General features: G+C 52.2%; 13 protein-coding genes. 10 read left to right on the plus strand and 3 right to left on the minus strand.

Annotated features, from left to right (window positions below):
- The first annotated feature begins 6 nt into the window (after positions 1–6).
- The 3 genes from hslU (at position 7) to rraA (ending at position 3,051) form a co-directional block, all read left to right on the plus strand.
- The gene (hslU, locus tag JC793_RS19020) at positions 7–1,341 is read left to right on the plus strand and encodes an ATP-dependent protease ATPase subunit HslU (RefSeq protein WP_046892908.1); all 1,335 of its coding nucleotides are present in this window, start codon (positions 7–9) and stop codon (positions 1,339–1,341) included.
- A 113-nt stretch (positions 1,342–1,454) separates the two neighbouring features.
- Complete coding sequence (locus JC793_RS19025; protein WP_046892907.1) at positions 1,455–2,384, plus strand: 1,4-dihydroxy-2-naphthoate polyprenyltransferase; 930 nt, start codon at positions 1,455–1,457, stop codon at positions 2,382–2,384.
- A gap of 127 nt (positions 2,385–2,511) precedes the next feature.
- Positions 2,512–3,051: a ribonuclease E activity regulator RraA gene (rraA, locus tag JC793_RS19030; protein ID WP_046892906.1), complete on the plus strand. Its 540-nt coding sequence runs from the start codon at positions 2,512–2,514 to the stop codon at positions 3,049–3,051.
- 564 nt (positions 3,052–3,615) lie between these two features.
- Here rraA and zapB read toward each other — a convergent pair.
- On the minus strand, positions 3,616–3,858 hold the full coding sequence (gene zapB / locus JC793_RS19035) for a cell division protein ZapB (RefSeq protein WP_004236611.1): 243 nt from the start codon (positions 3,856–3,858) through the stop codon (positions 3,616–3,618).
- 315 nt (positions 3,859–4,173) lie between these two features.
- Here zapB and JC793_RS19040 point away from each other — a divergent pair, with 315 nt between their 5' ends.
- The 4 genes from JC793_RS19040 (at position 4,174) to glpQ (ending at position 9,364) form a co-directional block, all read left to right on the plus strand.
- On the plus strand, positions 4,174–4,992 hold the full coding sequence (locus tag JC793_RS19040; protein WP_046892905.1) for an MIP/aquaporin family protein: 819 nt from the start codon (positions 4,174–4,176) through the stop codon (positions 4,990–4,992).
- A gap of 69 nt (positions 4,993–5,061) precedes the next feature.
- The gene (gene glpK, locus JC793_RS19045; RefSeq protein ID WP_166708836.1) at positions 5,062–6,588 is read left to right on the plus strand and encodes a glycerol kinase GlpK; all 1,527 of its coding nucleotides are present in this window, start codon (positions 5,062–5,064) and stop codon (positions 6,586–6,588) included.
- 326 nt (positions 6,589–6,914) lie between these two features.
- Complete coding sequence (gene glpT / locus JC793_RS19050; protein WP_218427028.1) at positions 6,915–8,267, plus strand: glycerol-3-phosphate transporter; 1,353 nt, start codon at positions 6,915–6,917, stop codon at positions 8,265–8,267.
- A gap of 14 nt (positions 8,268–8,281) precedes the next feature.
- Positions 8,282–9,364 carry a glycerophosphodiester phosphodiesterase gene (gene glpQ / locus JC793_RS19055; protein WP_218427030.1) on the plus strand — a complete coding sequence of 361 codons (1,083 nt, stop codon included), beginning with the start codon at positions 8,282–8,284 and terminating at the stop codon, positions 9,362–9,364.
- 69 nt (positions 9,365–9,433) lie between these two features.
- Here the strand turns inward: glpQ and emrD are convergent, their stop codons facing one another.
- Positions 9,434–10,621: a multidrug efflux MFS transporter EmrD gene (gene emrD / locus JC793_RS19060; RefSeq protein ID WP_182106245.1), complete on the minus strand. Its 1,188-nt coding sequence runs from the start codon at positions 10,619–10,621 to the stop codon at positions 9,434–9,436.
- A gap of 325 nt (positions 10,622–10,946) precedes the next feature.
- On the opposite strand from emrD, the gene fpr reads away from it, so the two are divergent.
- Positions 10,947–11,696: a ferredoxin--NADP(+) reductase gene (gene fpr / locus JC793_RS19065; RefSeq protein WP_107679533.1), complete on the plus strand. Its 750-nt coding sequence runs from the start codon at positions 10,947–10,949 to the stop codon at positions 11,694–11,696.
- Positions 11,697–11,730: 34 nt separating this feature from the next.
- Here fpr and JC793_RS19070 read toward each other — a convergent pair whose 3' ends face one another.
- Entirely contained in the window at positions 11,731–12,159 is a 429-nt protein-coding gene (locus JC793_RS19070) for a DUF805 domain-containing protein (protein ID WP_052925882.1), read from the minus strand.
- A 57-nt stretch (positions 12,160–12,216) separates the two neighbouring features.
- On the opposite strand from JC793_RS19070, the gene JC793_RS19075 reads away from it, so the two are divergent.
- Together JC793_RS19075 and tpiA are read left to right on the plus strand one after the other, a co-directional pair.
- Positions 12,217–12,837: a DUF1454 family protein gene (locus JC793_RS19075; protein ID WP_218427032.1), complete on the plus strand. Its 621-nt coding sequence runs from the start codon at positions 12,217–12,219 to the stop codon at positions 12,835–12,837.
- A gap of 132 nt (positions 12,838–12,969) precedes the next feature.
- A complete protein-coding gene (gene tpiA / locus JC793_RS19080; RefSeq protein WP_072125143.1) occupies positions 12,970–13,740 on the plus strand; it encodes a triose-phosphate isomerase in 771 nt (256 codons plus the stop codon).
- The last annotated feature ends 161 nt before the right edge of the window (positions 13,741–13,901 follow it).

A 13,901-nucleotide genomic window follows, 5' to 3' on the forward strand; every position in this document is an offset into this window, starting at 1 on the left:
GACGTTATGTCCGAAATGACTCCACGCGAAATTGTCAGCGAACTCGATAACCATATTATCGGCCAGGATAAAGCCAAACGTGCTGTTGCTATCGCGCTGCGTAACCGCTGGCGCCGTATGCAGCTCAATGAAGAGCTGCGTCACGAGGTCACCCCGAAAAATATTCTGATGATTGGCCCGACCGGTGTCGGTAAAACCGAGATTGCCCGTCGTCTTGCCAAACTGGCCAATGCGCCGTTTATCAAAGTGGAAGCCACCAAATTCACCGAAGTGGGTTATGTCGGTAAAGAAGTGGATTCTATCATCCGCGATCTGACCGATTCCGCTGTCAAAATGGTGCGTCTGCAATCCATCGAGAAAAACCGTTTCCGTGCAGAGGAAATGGCTGAAGAACGCATTCTCGATGTGCTGATCCCGCCGGCAAAAAACAGCTGGGGTCAGGCTGATACCCAGGCTGAACCGTCTGCGGCCCGTCAGGCATTCCGTAAAAAACTGCGCGAAGGGCAGCTGGATGATAAAGACATTGAAATCGAAGTGTCTGCCGCACCGATGGGTGTGGAAATCATGGCGCCTCCGGGCATGGAAGAGATGACCAGCCAGTTACAGTCGATGTTCCAGAATCTGGCCGGACAGAAACAAAAACCGCGCAAGATGAAGATCAAAGAGGCCTTCAAACTGCTGATTGAGGAAGAAGCCGCCAAACTGGTGAATCCGGAAGAGCTGAAAGAGCAGGCCATCGAAGCCGTTGAACAGCACGGTATCGTGTTTATCGATGAGTTCGATAAAATCTGTAAGCGCGGCGGCCAGTCCTCCGGGCCTGATGTCTCCCGCGAAGGGGTTCAGCGTGACCTGCTGCCGCTGATTGAAGGCTGTACTGTCTCCACCAAGCACGGCATGGTGAAAACCGATCATATCCTGTTTATCGCCTCCGGCGCATTCCAGGTTTCCAGCCCGTCAGATCTGATCCCGGAATTACAGGGCCGTCTGCCTATCCGTGTGGAATTACAGGCACTGACCACTGAAGATTTCGAGCGCATCCTGACTGAACCGAATGCGTCACTGACTGTTCAGTACAAAGCACTGATGGCCACCGAAGGTGTGGATATCACCTTTACACCGGACGGTATCCGTAAAATTGCTGAATCCGCGTGGCAGGTCAACGAAACCACCGAAAATATCGGTGCCCGTCGTTTACATACGGTGCTGGAACGATTAATGGAAGAAATTTCCTACGATGCCAGTGAAAAACAGGGGCAATCCGTTGAGATCAATGCGGAATATGTGAAAGATCATCTGGATCAGCTGGTCGCAGATGAAGATTTAAGTCGCTTTATTCTGTAATTCGATAATAATCAGACATAATATTATTCAGACTGTACGGGTGTATGCTACCCGTCAGTCTGCGTTATTATTTTTGTCATTATTATTACATTCTGAAAAGTAAGCGAGTTTCAATGTCAGTCACCCCTTCACCGGCCATCAGCCGTACCCAAGCCTGGCTGGAAAGCCTGCGGCCCAAAACATTACCTCTCGGGGTGATCGCAATTATTACCGGTTCCGCGCTGGCTTACTGGACCGGCCACTTTAAATTCCCTGTTGCCCTGCTCGCCCTTATCACTACCGGGATTTTGCAGATCCTGTCGAATCTGGCAAATGACTACGGCGATGCGGTAAAAGGCACCGATACCGACGCACGCCTCGGGCCGCTGCGTGGTATGCAAAAAGGTGTGATCACCGCAGCTCAGATGAAAAAAGCGCTGATTCTGACCGTTACCCTTGCCTGTCTGTCCGGGCTGGCGCTGATTATTGTCGCCTGTGAGAAACCGGAAGATATTGTCGGTTTTCTGGGATTAGGTGTGGCGGCCATTATCGCTGCAATCACTTATACCGTCGGCAAAAAACCTTACGGCTACCTCGGGCTGGGGGATATTTCTGTTCTGATCTTTTTCGGCTGGCTGAGTGTCATAGGCACCTATTACCTTCAGGCCGGTTTTTTCAGCCCGCTGACCATTCTGCCGGCGACCGCCTGCGGACTGCTGTCTGTTGCCGTGCTGAATATCAATAATATGCGCGATATCGAAAATGATATCCTCACCGGGAAGAACACCCTGGCTGTCCGCCTCGGCCCGCTGAAATCCCGCTATTATCATGCGGCGGTGATCACCGTTGCCTTCCTGTGCCTGATTCTTTTCACCCTGCTCTATCTGCACGGCTGGTACAGCTGGCTGTTCCTGCTCGCGGCTCCGGTTCTGTTTATGCATATCAGACGTGTGCTGGGCGATATGACAGCAGCGGGTATGCGTCCGCTGCTGGAACAGATGGTGAAAGCTGCACTGCTGGTTAATATCCTGTTTTCTGCGGGGCTCATCTGCCAGCGTCTGTAACCCGGATTATTGAGGAATCTGCCGCTTTCTTGATTCAGATCGGAAAGCGGTCCGCTGTTGATTTTGCAAACAACCGTACGAAAGGGCTATACTGATTATATCCGGCAGCAACCAGACGTAAAATCCTATGAAAAATGATACCTTCGACACCTCCGAACTTTGTGACATTTACCAGGAAAATGTGAATGTCGTCGAACCCCTGTTTTCCAACTTCGGGGGCTGTTCATCATTTGCGGGGCAAATCACCACCGTAAAATGCTTTGAAGATAACGGCGTACTTTTTGATCTCCTGGAAGAAGAGGGAGAGGGCCGTATTCTCCTCATTGACGGGGGCGGGTCAGTCCGCCGCGCGCTGATTGATGCAGAACTCGCGGCACTGGCTGTGCAGAACGGCTGGGAAGGTATTGTGGTGTACGGCGCGGTGCGTCAGGTGGATGACCTCGCAGAGATGGATATCGGAATCCAGGCGATGGCTGCCATTCCGGCCGGATGCGGTTCAGAAGGCATCGGTGACAGCGATATCCGCGTCAATTTCGGCGGTGTGACATTCTTCTCCGGTGATTATCTGTATGCCGATAATACCGGGATCATTCTGTCAGATATCCCGCTGGCACTTCCGGACGAAGACGAAGATGATGACGATGAAGACGCGCTGACTGAAGCGTAATCCTCATCAGACACACAGACAGCAAAAAGGGCGGAATATCCGCCCTTTTGTCGTTATAACGCAATGCAAAAACCGCGCATTACACTAAATCATTCGTTTTGCAGCAAGGCGGCGAAGTGAGGACGACCCCGGGAGCATACACCAGTATGTGACCGTGGCGGACGAACAAAGCCAGCGCCGCCGTGCAACAACATCTGTATTACGCTAAATCATTCGTTCTGTGGCAAGGCGGTGAAGCGAAGAGCCCCGGGAGCATACATCAGTATGTGACCGGGGAGCTGAGCGAAACCAACACAGCCACAGCATCAAAACCGCGATTACGCTAAATCATTCGTTCTGTGGCAAGGCGGTAAAGCGAAGAGCCCCGGGAGCATACACCAGTATGTGACCGGGGAGCTGAGCGAAACCAACACAGCCACAGCATCAAAACCGCGATTACGCTAAATCATTCGTTCTGTGGCAAGGCGGTAAAGCGAAGAGCCCCGGGAGCATACACCAGTATGTGACCGGGGAGCTGAGCGAAACCAACACAGCCACAGGGCGAAGGATGACGCGTAATGTAATTTACTGGACGTCGTCCATCTTACCCAGCAACGCCCGCAGACGCTCCTGCCAGCCTGCCTGCTCCTGCTTCAGCTGTTCGTTTTCACGCACCAGCGACTCACGTGCACCGGCAGCATTCTGTACTTCACGGTTCAGGTTGTTGTTCGTTTCTTTTAATTCGTCGATTTCCATCTGTAACAGGGTGATGGTGTCGATAGCCTGCTGGACTTTTGCTTCCAGCTTTTCAAATACTTCAAATGACATCTTGCGTCCTCCTTGTAAGCGATGCTCTGATTGTAAGTAGGTGTTATCCATGTGTCCAGTCACATCCCGTGTATTCCCCATAATGCAGCAGAACAGAATCCGGCTGTTATCAGTCTGAATGTTGATTGCTTGTTATAAAATAAGCGAAATCGCTCAATTTGTTGACGGAATGCACAGTTTTTGATTTCGTTATTTCTCGTTTCCGCTCATTAACGATAAATTCACACTAAGACATACGTCTGATACACGAATAACATCATTTGTTAATAATTTGCACTTATTTCCCCCTAATTTTGCACTATCAGGATTGATACTATGAGTCTAATAAAATCTCCGACCCTCTTCGGACAATGTCTCTCCGAATTCCTGGGTACAGCACTGCTGGTCTTCTTTGGTTTAGGTTGTGTGGCCGCGGTCCGTATCGCCGGTGCACAACTGGGATTATGGGAAGTCAGTATCATCTGGGGTCTGGGTGTGGCACTGGCGGTGTATCTGACAGCCGGGATCTCAGGCGCACACCTTAACCCGGCCGTGACACTCGCACTCTGGCTGTTTGCCTGCTTTGATCGCCGCAAAGTGCTCCCGTATATCGTGGCACAATTCCTCGGCGGTTTTGCCGCTGCTGCTCTCGTTTATGCTATGTATTACAATGTGTTCCTCGATTATGATCAGGTGCATCATATTGTGCGCGGCTCACAGGAAAGCCTCTTTACCGCCGGTGTTTTCTCCACTTATCCGGCAGCACCGGTCAGCGTGGGTCAGGCATTCTTTATCGAAGTGGTGATCGCCGCTATCCTCGTCTGCCTTATCCTGGCGCTGACCGATGACGGCAACGGTGTGCCGCGTGGTCCGCTGGCACCACTGCTGATTGGTCTGCTGATTGCGGTCATCGGCGGCTCCTTTGGTCCGCTGACCGGCTTCGCCCTTAACCCTGCCCGTGACTTCGGCCCAAAAGTCGTTGCATACCTTGCAGGCTGGGGAGATATTGCCTTCACCGGCGGGCGTGATATCCCGTATTTCCTGGTGCCGATGTTTGCGCCGATCGTCGGCGGATTACTCGGTGCATTTGGTTACCGCAAACTGATCGGCCGTCATCTGCCGTGTGAAGTGTGTGATGTCAGGGAAGAAAAATAACACCGCAGCGAATCGCGTACTCTTACGTTATCGCGTGTTTGTTCACTCAGAAATAAAACAGGTTTAATTATGACAACAGAAACAATCACTCGTGAAAAAAAGTATATCGTCGCACTGGATCAGGGAACCACCAGTTCACGGGCGGTACTTTTTGATCGTAATGCTGATATTGTCGATATCGCGCAGCGCGAATTCACCCAGATTTACCCGAAACCGGGCTGGGTGGAGCATGACCCGATGGAAATCTGGGCAACACAAAGCTCCGTCTTAACAGAAGTGCTCGCCAAAACAGACGTGCACCCGGACGAAGTTTCCGCTATCGGTATCACTAACCAGCGTGAAACCACCATTGTCTGGGAAAAAGAGAGCGGCAAACCGGTTTACAATGCGATTGTCTGGCAGTGCCGCCGGACATCAGATTACTGCACCGGCCTCAAACAAGATGAAGAGATGGTCCGCTATATCCGGGAAAACACCGGTCTGGTGGTTGACCCGTATTTCTCCGGCACCAAAGTGAAGTGGATCCTCGATAATGTCGAGGGTGCCCGGGAGAAAGCAGAGAAAGGCGAATTACTGTTCGGTACCGTCGATACCTGGCTGGTCTGGCGCATGACTCAGGGACGTGTGCACGTCACCGATCACACCAATGCGTCGCGCACCATGCTGTATAACATCCGTAAGCTGGAATGGGATCAGAAAATCCTCGACCTGTTCGGTATCCCGCGTGCCATGCTGCCGGAAGTGAAAGCTTCATCGGAGATCTACGGCAAAACCAACATCGGCGGAAAAGGCGGCACCCGTATTCCTATCGCCGGTATTGCCGGTGACCAGCAGGCAGCGTTGTTCGGTCAGATGTGTGTTCAGCCGGGTATGGCGAAAAACACCTACGGTACCGGCTGCTTCCTGCTGATGAACACCGGCAAAGAAGCGGTGCTGTCTGAACACGGCCTGCTGACGACCATTGCCTGCGGCCCGCGCGGTGAAGTGAATTATGCTCTTGAGGGCGCGGTATTTGTCGCCGGAGCGTCCATTCAGTGGCTGCGCGATGAGATGAAAATCATTGCCGATGCCACGGATTCCGAATACTTCGCCACCAAAGTCAAAGACAGTAACGGTGTGTATGTGGTTCCTGCATTTACCGGTCTGGGCGCCCCATACTGGGACCCGTATGCACGCGGTGCGATTTTCGGCCTGACACGGGGTGTGAACAGCAATCACCTGATCCGCGCCACCCTGGAGTCTATCGCTTATCAGACCCGCGACGTGCTGGAAGCCATGCAGGCCGATGCCGGTACCCGCCTGAAAGCATTGCGTGTGGACGGCGGCGCGGTGGCCAACAATTTCCTGATGCAATTCCAGTCCGATATTCTGGGCACGCCCGTAGAGCGCCCGCTGATCCGCGAAAGTACTGCACTGGGTGCGGCACTGCTGGCCGGGTTATCCACCGGATTCTGGCAGGACCCGGAAGAAATCAAAGCCAAATCCACCATCGAGAAAACGTTCCGTCCGGGCATTGAAACAACAGAACGGAATGTCCGTTACAGCGGCTGGAAGAAAGCCGTTACCCGCGCACAGGACTGGGAAGATCATAACTGATTCCCTTTCCCCTTTCGTTTTAACACTCTGCCGCCGGTTAATACCGGCGGTTTTTTATGCGCGAAAATAACAATAAGTATCAGAACAAAGAACCGCCCGACCCGGTAAATATACCTATCCGCAGACTAAATTCCCGGAAAGCAGTTGGTGATCACAAAAAACCACTAACTGTAATCAAAATGTAACTGCCTGTGCTGAAATTCACAGTAATAACGAATTAAAACGAATATTCTGTGAGCGCAAAGGAAAACACATGAAGGTAACCGCTGCCATTCCGGTAAACTTCGCCATCAAATACTGACGAATACTTAGCGAGGGAGATGTCTATGCTAAGCCTGTTTAAACCCGCACCACATATTCAGCGGCTCAGTGCTGACCAAATTGATCCGGTATACCGCCGTCTGCGCTGGCAAATCTTTATGGGTATCTTTTTCGGTTATGCCGCTTATTACCTGGTCCGGAAAAATTTTGCCCTAGCCTTCCCCAACCTGATGGAGCAGGGATTCTCCAGAGGCGAGCTGGGTACGGCATTATCTGCGATCTCCATTGCTTACGGTCTTTCCAAATTTATCATGGGATCGTTTTCTGACCGGGCTAACCCGCGCTATTTTCTCCCGACCGGACTTATCCTTGCCTCCGCTGTCATGCTAATCATGGGCTTTTGCGACTGGGCAACCTCTTCCGTCTGGATGATGGCTATCCTCCTGTTTATCTGCGGATGGTTCCAGGGGATGGGCTGGCCGCCGTGCGGACGCACCATGGTTCACTGGTGGTCACAGAAAGAACGCGGCGGGATTGTATCAATCTGGAACTGCGCCCATAACGTCGGCGGCGGCTTACCGCCGATGCTGATGCTGCTGGGGATGTATTGGTTCGGTGACTGGAAAGCGGCGTTTTATATGCCGGCATTTGCGGCCATCCTGGTGGCAATCATCGCCTTTGCCCTGATGCGGGACACTCCGCAATCCTGTGGCCTGCCGCCAATTGAAGAGTACAAAAACGACTATCCTGATGATTATACAGAGAACAGCGAAGTTGAACTGACGGCAAAACAGATCTTTATGCAGTACATTCTGCCGAATAAATTACTGTGGTACATCGCTTTTGCTAACGTCTTTGTTTATCTGCTGCGTTACGGCGTGCTGGACTGGTCACCGACCTATCTCCAGGAGGTCAAACATTTCGATATCAAAGGCTATTCTTTTGCCTATTTCCTGTATGAATGGGCGGGGATACCGGGCACGCTGCTGTGCGGCTGGATGTCAGATAAAGTCTTCAGAGGAAACCGGGGCGCAACCGGGGTGTTCTTTATGACACTGGTGACTATCGCTACTGTGGTCTTCTGGCTCAACCCGCCGGGAAATCCGGCTATTGATATGGCGTGTATGATCACCATCGGCTTTCTGATTTACGGCCCGGTCATGCTGATCGGCCTGCACGCCCTGGAGCTTGCACCGAAGAAAGCAGCCGGTACAGCCGCGGGATTCACCGGGTTATTCGGCTACCTCGGCGGCTCAGTGGCAGCAAGTGCCATCGTCGGCTTTACTGTGGATTATTTCGGCTGGGATGGCGGTTTCGGTGTCATGATTGGCGGCAGTGTGCTCGCTGTGATCCTGTTAGTTGTGGTGATGCGTGGTGAGAAGAAACACCACGATGAAATCGCCCGCAATAAAGCCTAAGCGGAGACAGACCGATGAATATATCCCGTCAGTTTTATCTTGTCAGTGCCCTCGCGGGTGCCATACTCTGCGGCTCTGCCGCTTTTGCGGCAGACAATAAGATTGTGATTGCACATCGCGGTGCCAGCGGCTATCTGCCGGAACATACCCTGCCGGCCAAAGCGATGGCATATGCGCAGGGTGCTGATTATCTGGAACAGGATCTGGTGATGACCAAAGATGATGAACTCATCGTCCTGCATGATCATTATCTCGACCGTGTTACCGATGTGGCAAAACGCTTTCCGGATCGCGCACGTAAGGATGGCCGTTACTACGCCATCGATTTTACCCTCGCAGAAATTAAATCCCTGAAATTTACTGAGGGGTTTGAAATCGAAAACGGTAAAGCGGTACAAAAATATCCGGGTCGTTTTCCGATGGGAAAATCAGATTTCCGTATTCATACCTTCCAGGAAGAACTTGAGTTCATTCAGGGTCTGAATCATTCCACCGGAAAAAACACCGGGATTTACCCGGAAATCAAAGCGCCGTGGTTCCACCGTCAGGAAGGTAAAGATATCACCCGTAAAACCCTGGAAGTGCTGAAAGCCTACGGCTACCAGACTAAAGATTCCGGGGTATTTCTTCAGTGTTTCGATCCGAATGAATTAAAGCGCATCAAAAATGAACTGATGCCGGAAATGAAGATGGATCTGATGCTGATACAGCTGATCGCTTACACCGACTGGCAGGAAACCTTTGAGCAGAATGCGGAAGGCAAATGGGTCAACTATAACTATGACTGGATGATGGCTCCCGGTGCGATGAGTAAAATCGCAGCATATGCTGATGGTATCGGGCCTGATTATCATATGCTCATCAGCAAAGAGTCCACACCGGGCCACATCACTCTGACGCCGATGGCAAAAGAGGCACACGCTTCGCAACTGATGATCCATCCGTTTACTGTCCGGACGGATGCCTTGCCGCCGTATGCGGAGAACACTGAACAGTTATTTGATGCTATTTATATTCAGGCCGGAGCAGAAGGGTTATTTACTGATTTTCCGGACAAAGGCGTACAGTTTCTGCAAAAACATAAACTGCATCAGTGATCACTACTCTGTTGCGAAACAGAACAACGGGCACCGCGGTGCCCGTTTTCTTATTATCGGAAGTCTGACTCAGGATGCCATCGGCTGCTGATTCTGCAACCGGTGAGCCAGCGGCAGCCAGCACAACATCATAATCACAGATACCGCCAGCATCAGCAGACCGACACTGCCTTGTCCGCCCTGCGGCATCATCGCCGAAATCCAGGTGGCGACACCGGAACCCACATTCTGTAATCCGCCCACCAGCGCACCGGCTGCCCCCGCCAGATACGGGAACGGCTCCATGGCCGCCGTGGTTGCCAGCGGGAACAGCATCCCCGCCCCGAAGAAGAACAGTGCCGCAGGGATCAGTAATGTCCAGACATTCATCACCCCCATCAGCCCGGGTATCCACATCAGTGCCCCGGCTGCCAGGCAGCAAATCACGGCACACCACACCAGAAAGCTGAACGATTTACTGTCCCGTCCGGCAAACCAGGCACCGAAAAATGCCGCAGGAATCGGCAGAATAAACAGAATACTCACCGCCATACTGCTCAGGCCCAGGCCGTCACGCATCAGCACGCCGCTGGATGCCTCAAACACCGCCACCCCGGCCAGACCGCAAATCAGCATCGCCAGATACGGTACAAATGTCCGGTTGGTCAGCAGCAGACGGAAAGAGGCCCACATTTTGGGTTTCTCTTTCATCGGCGGACGGGTTTCCGGCAGTTTATGCCACATGTTGTAGCCCACTGCCAGGCCGAGCAGCAGCAGAAACGCATAACAGGCGCGCCAGCCGAAGAAAAACGCCAGCGCACCGCCGAGCATCGGAGCGATCAGCGGGCTGACCAGAATCCCCATATTCAGCAGGCTGTTGGCATAACGCAGGGAAATCCCGGTATATAAATCACGCGGCATGGTCCGCGCCATCACCCCGGCCACACCGGTGCCCAGCCCCTGTAATCCGCTGGCAATGATCAGCATGGTCAGGTTCGGCGAAAACAGCGCGACGGTCGTGGAGAGTACATAAATAAATAATCCGGTGAGGATCACCGGACGACGGCCGATTTTATCTGAGATCGGCCCGTAAATAAGCTGGGATGCGCCATAGGTAAATAAATACGCGGCCATCACGCTCTGAACGGCACCCGCAGGTTCACCGAAATCCAGTGCAATATCTGTTATTACCGGCACATACACCGTTTGCGTCATTTGCCCGACAGCAATCAGCGCAATCAGCATTACCAGCAGATGAAAGTTTTCCAGTTTTTTCATTTTTATTGTCAGTCTTTACATTGTTACCGGGAGGGCACAGCACAATTCCGGCAGTGATAATTACGGCCGGAATCAGTCATACTTGCGATACTGTATAAAATAGCAAATTAAAAAAATTTTGGGAGACAGTTCACACATTTATTTTTGTTACCAAACGACCGTTTTTATGCTGTTTCCGGCAACTAAACTGTACACTTCATCCTGATTTATCGTATTCATGCGACAGGATCCTCTGACGCATTTAATCGATACATTTTTCCCCGCCGGCTCATTACACTGGTTTACATATTAATAACGATGACTCTGCGACTGACGGAGGTTATGCATGTCAAACTGGATCACAGGACGTGTCACACGTGTCACACATTGGACTGACACTTTATTCAGCCTGCATGTTCAGGCACCTGTCCGCCCGTTTACCGCGGGACAATTTGCCAAACTCGGCCTGGAAATCAGCGGTGAACGCATACAGCGCGCTTATTCTTATGTTAATGCACCGGATAATGATGATCTTGAATTTTACCTGGTCACCGTCGGCGACGGTAAACTCAGCCCGCGTCTGGCAGCACTGACCCCGGGAGATGAACTGCTCATCACCGATGAAGCATCCGGATTTTTTGTGCTTGATGAGGTACCGGACTGCGATACCCTCTGGATGCTCTCCACCGGCACCGCCATCGGTCCGTTTTTATCCATTCTGCAATACGGCAGGGATCTGGAGCGGTTCCGTCATATTGTGCTGGTACATGCCGTGCGTTATGCCGCCGACCTGAGCTATCTGCCGCTGATGCAGGAATTACAGAAAAAAATCGGGAGTGACAAACTGCGGATTGTGACGGTCGTCAGCCGGGAGCATGCGGAAAGCTCACTGCATGGCCGGGTACCGGCGCTAATCCGCACCGGTGAGCTGGAAGCGGCAGCCGGATTACCGCTGACCGCCGGCAACAGCCATGTGATGCTGTGCGGTAACCCGGAAATGGTAAAAGATACACAGAATCTGCTGAAAACAGAGCGGGAGATGCGCAAACACCTGCGCCGCAAGCCCGGTCATATCACCAGCGAGCAATACTGGTGAGCCTGTGACAGCGGGTTTTCCCGCTGTCTCTGCTTCAGAGGCTGTCGATTTTATCCACCGGCTGCGTGCTCTCCCCGAAACGGTTACCTTCATCAAGGCTTTTAAACACACCGCAGTCGAGCACCATTATCATCACGATAAAAATCGGCAGAAAACGCCCCAGTCCCCACTGCCAGAAATCACCGGCGAGGCTCCAGTCCGGTGTGGTAAGTGCCCACGCCATCACCAGCATTAACGCCCAGCCGCCGCGCTTGTTGCGGTCATGCAGGCGTTTGGTAAAAATCGCGGCGGCGGGATACATCACCACCAGCACCGGCACCATAATCACTTCAACAGGTAACTGAAACAGCCCCTGCAATGACATCAGGAGAAACAGCACTGCGCCGCACACGCCGATCCCCGCCCAAAATGCTTTGCGGCCGATCCGCCCGTGAAACGAAAACGCCCATTGTTGTAGTGTCATTTCTCTTTCCTAATCGTGTACACTGGTTATATTGCAGACGGACCACAGGGAGTCGCTATGAACGCAGTCAAAAAAACCGTACTGACCGCCCTGACAGCAGGATGCACACTGCTGCCCGCCATACCGGCTGCGGCAGGTGACGCGGTACTTATCCCCATCCCCTGCTCACCGGAAACACTCTGGCTTCAGGCGGATGCACCGGCCTTCGGCATCACCATCCCCGTTATGCGCGAACAGTTTAACCGCAACAACCCGTCGCTGCCATTACGGGAATACAAAGTCGTGGCCTCAAACGACATTACCGCCAGCTATCTGCGGGCGGCAACCCGCATCAGCCCTTATATTTACTCCTCTGCCGTTCTCGAACGCGACAGTGAAAAAATCAAAAGCCTCCAGCTGACCCTGTTGCCGGGCGCTGACAGTACGGCGGAAAAAGCCAACCGTGCTCTGATGCTGGCCTATATTAAGGCGCTGATTATTCAGTTTGAACCGACACTTAATCAAAGCAATATTGATACCGCCCTGAGCAGAGCACTGGCAACGGATTTCAAAACCGGGACTTATGCCTCTCAATTCGGTGCATTACGCTATCTTCTGGTAGTTGATGAGATAAATGGGGTAACTTTCGCTATTGAACCGATTAAGCTTTCGCTATCTAATAGTGATACGACACAGTAACAGTGGCCGAAAAGCAAAGCTATTTCGCGCCGGTTTCACTATACTGTCTCTCTGTTTGCCTGTTCGCCGCTCTGCGCGGACAATGGTAATAAAGCTTAAGTCATTTAACTTATTCCGGCAGGAGGAAATACAATGCGACATCCCTTAGTCATGGGTAACTGGAAGCTGAACGGCAGCAGTAAAATGGTTCACGAGCTGATCACCGCTCTGCGTCATGAAATCGGTAATGTCACCGGGTGTGATGTTGCGATCGCACCACCGGCAATTTATCTCTCTCAGGCCAAACAGGTTCTGGCGGGCTCTTCCATTGTACTGGGTGCCCAGGATACCGGTCTGAATCTCTCCGGCGCGTTCACCGGCGAAACATCTCCTGAGATGCTGAAAGACATCGGCGCACACTACATCATTATCGGCCACTCCGAACGCCGTACTTACCACGGTGAAAGTGATGAATTAGTGGCAGAGAAATTTGCTGTCCTGAAAAAACTGGGTCTGACCCCGGTACTGTGTATCGGTGAATCCGAAGCGGAAAATGAAGCGGGTAAAACCGAAGAAGTCTGCGCACGCCAGATTGATGCTGTTCTGAACACTCAGGGTGCAGACGCTTTCCTCGGCGCGGTCATTGCCTATGAGCCTATCTGGGCTATCGGCACCGGCAAATCCGCCACCCCTGCACAGGCACAGGCAGTCCACAAATTTATCCGCAGCCATATCGCGAAGAAAGATGCGAAAGTGGCAGAGCAGGTTATTATCCAGTACGGCGGTTCTGTGAATGATAAGAATGCCGCAGAGCTGTTCACTCAGCCGGATATCGACGGTGCATTAGTCGGCGGCGCATCACTGAAAGCAGATGCTTTCGGCGTGATCGTCAAAGCCGCAGCGGCAGCGAAAGCTGCAAAATAATTCCCGGCCACCGGACAGCAAAAAGCGGCGAAATCGCCGCTTTTTTTGTATCTGTCACTATGCAGACCATATCCTTTCACTCTGATGCATCCGGTATTGAGTCGCCAGGCTGTAGTCTTTGAAAATTTAGGTTATGGTGATATTATCAGTCACGGCATTTG

Origin of the sequence: Morganella morganii (assembly GCF_019242955.1) — a bacterium.
GTDB lineage: Bacteria > Pseudomonadota > Gammaproteobacteria > Enterobacterales > Enterobacteriaceae > Morganella > Morganella sibonii.

What these genes read in the sequence shown, in the direction of transcription:
- glpK (WP_166708836.1), top strand. Translation starts at nt 5,062, where the DNA reads ATGACAACAGAAACAATCACTCGTGAAAAAAAGTATATCGTCGCACTG.
- emrD (WP_182106245.1), bottom strand. Translation starts at nt 10,621, where the DNA reads ATGAAAAAACTGGAAAACTTTCATCTGCTGGTAATGCTGATTGCGCTG.
- glpT (WP_218427028.1), top strand. Translation starts at nt 6,915, where the DNA reads ATGCTAAGCCTGTTTAAACCCGCACCACATATTCAGCGGCTCAGTGCT.
- tpiA (WP_072125143.1), top strand. Translation starts at nt 12,970, where the DNA reads ATGCGACATCCCTTAGTCATGGGTAACTGGAAGCTGAACGGCAGCAGT.
- JC793_RS19025 (WP_046892907.1), top strand. Translation starts at nt 1,455, where the DNA reads ATGTCAGTCACCCCTTCACCGGCCATCAGCCGTACCCAAGCCTGGCTG.
- rraA (WP_046892906.1), top strand. Translation starts at nt 2,512, where the DNA reads ATGAAAAATGATACCTTCGACACCTCCGAACTTTGTGACATTTACCAG.
- JC793_RS19040 (WP_046892905.1), top strand. Translation starts at nt 4,174, where the DNA reads ATGAGTCTAATAAAATCTCCGACCCTCTTCGGACAATGTCTCTCCGAA.
- JC793_RS19075 (WP_218427032.1), top strand. Translation starts at nt 12,217, where the DNA reads ATGAACGCAGTCAAAAAAACCGTACTGACCGCCCTGACAGCAGGATGC.
- zapB (WP_004236611.1), bottom strand. Translation starts at nt 3,858, where the DNA reads ATGTCATTTGAAGTATTTGAAAAGCTGGAAGCAAAAGTCCAGCAGGCT.
- hslU (WP_046892908.1), top strand. Translation starts at nt 7, where the DNA reads ATGTCCGAAATGACTCCACGCGAAATTGTCAGCGAACTCGATAACCAT.
- fpr (WP_107679533.1), top strand. Translation starts at nt 10,947, where the DNA reads ATGTCAAACTGGATCACAGGACGTGTCACACGTGTCACACATTGGACT.
- glpQ (WP_218427030.1), top strand. Translation starts at nt 8,282, where the DNA reads ATGAATATATCCCGTCAGTTTTATCTTGTCAGTGCCCTCGCGGGTGCC.
- JC793_RS19070 (WP_052925882.1), bottom strand. Translation starts at nt 12,159, where the DNA reads ATGACACTACAACAATGGGCGTTTTCGTTTCACGGGCGGATCGGCCGC.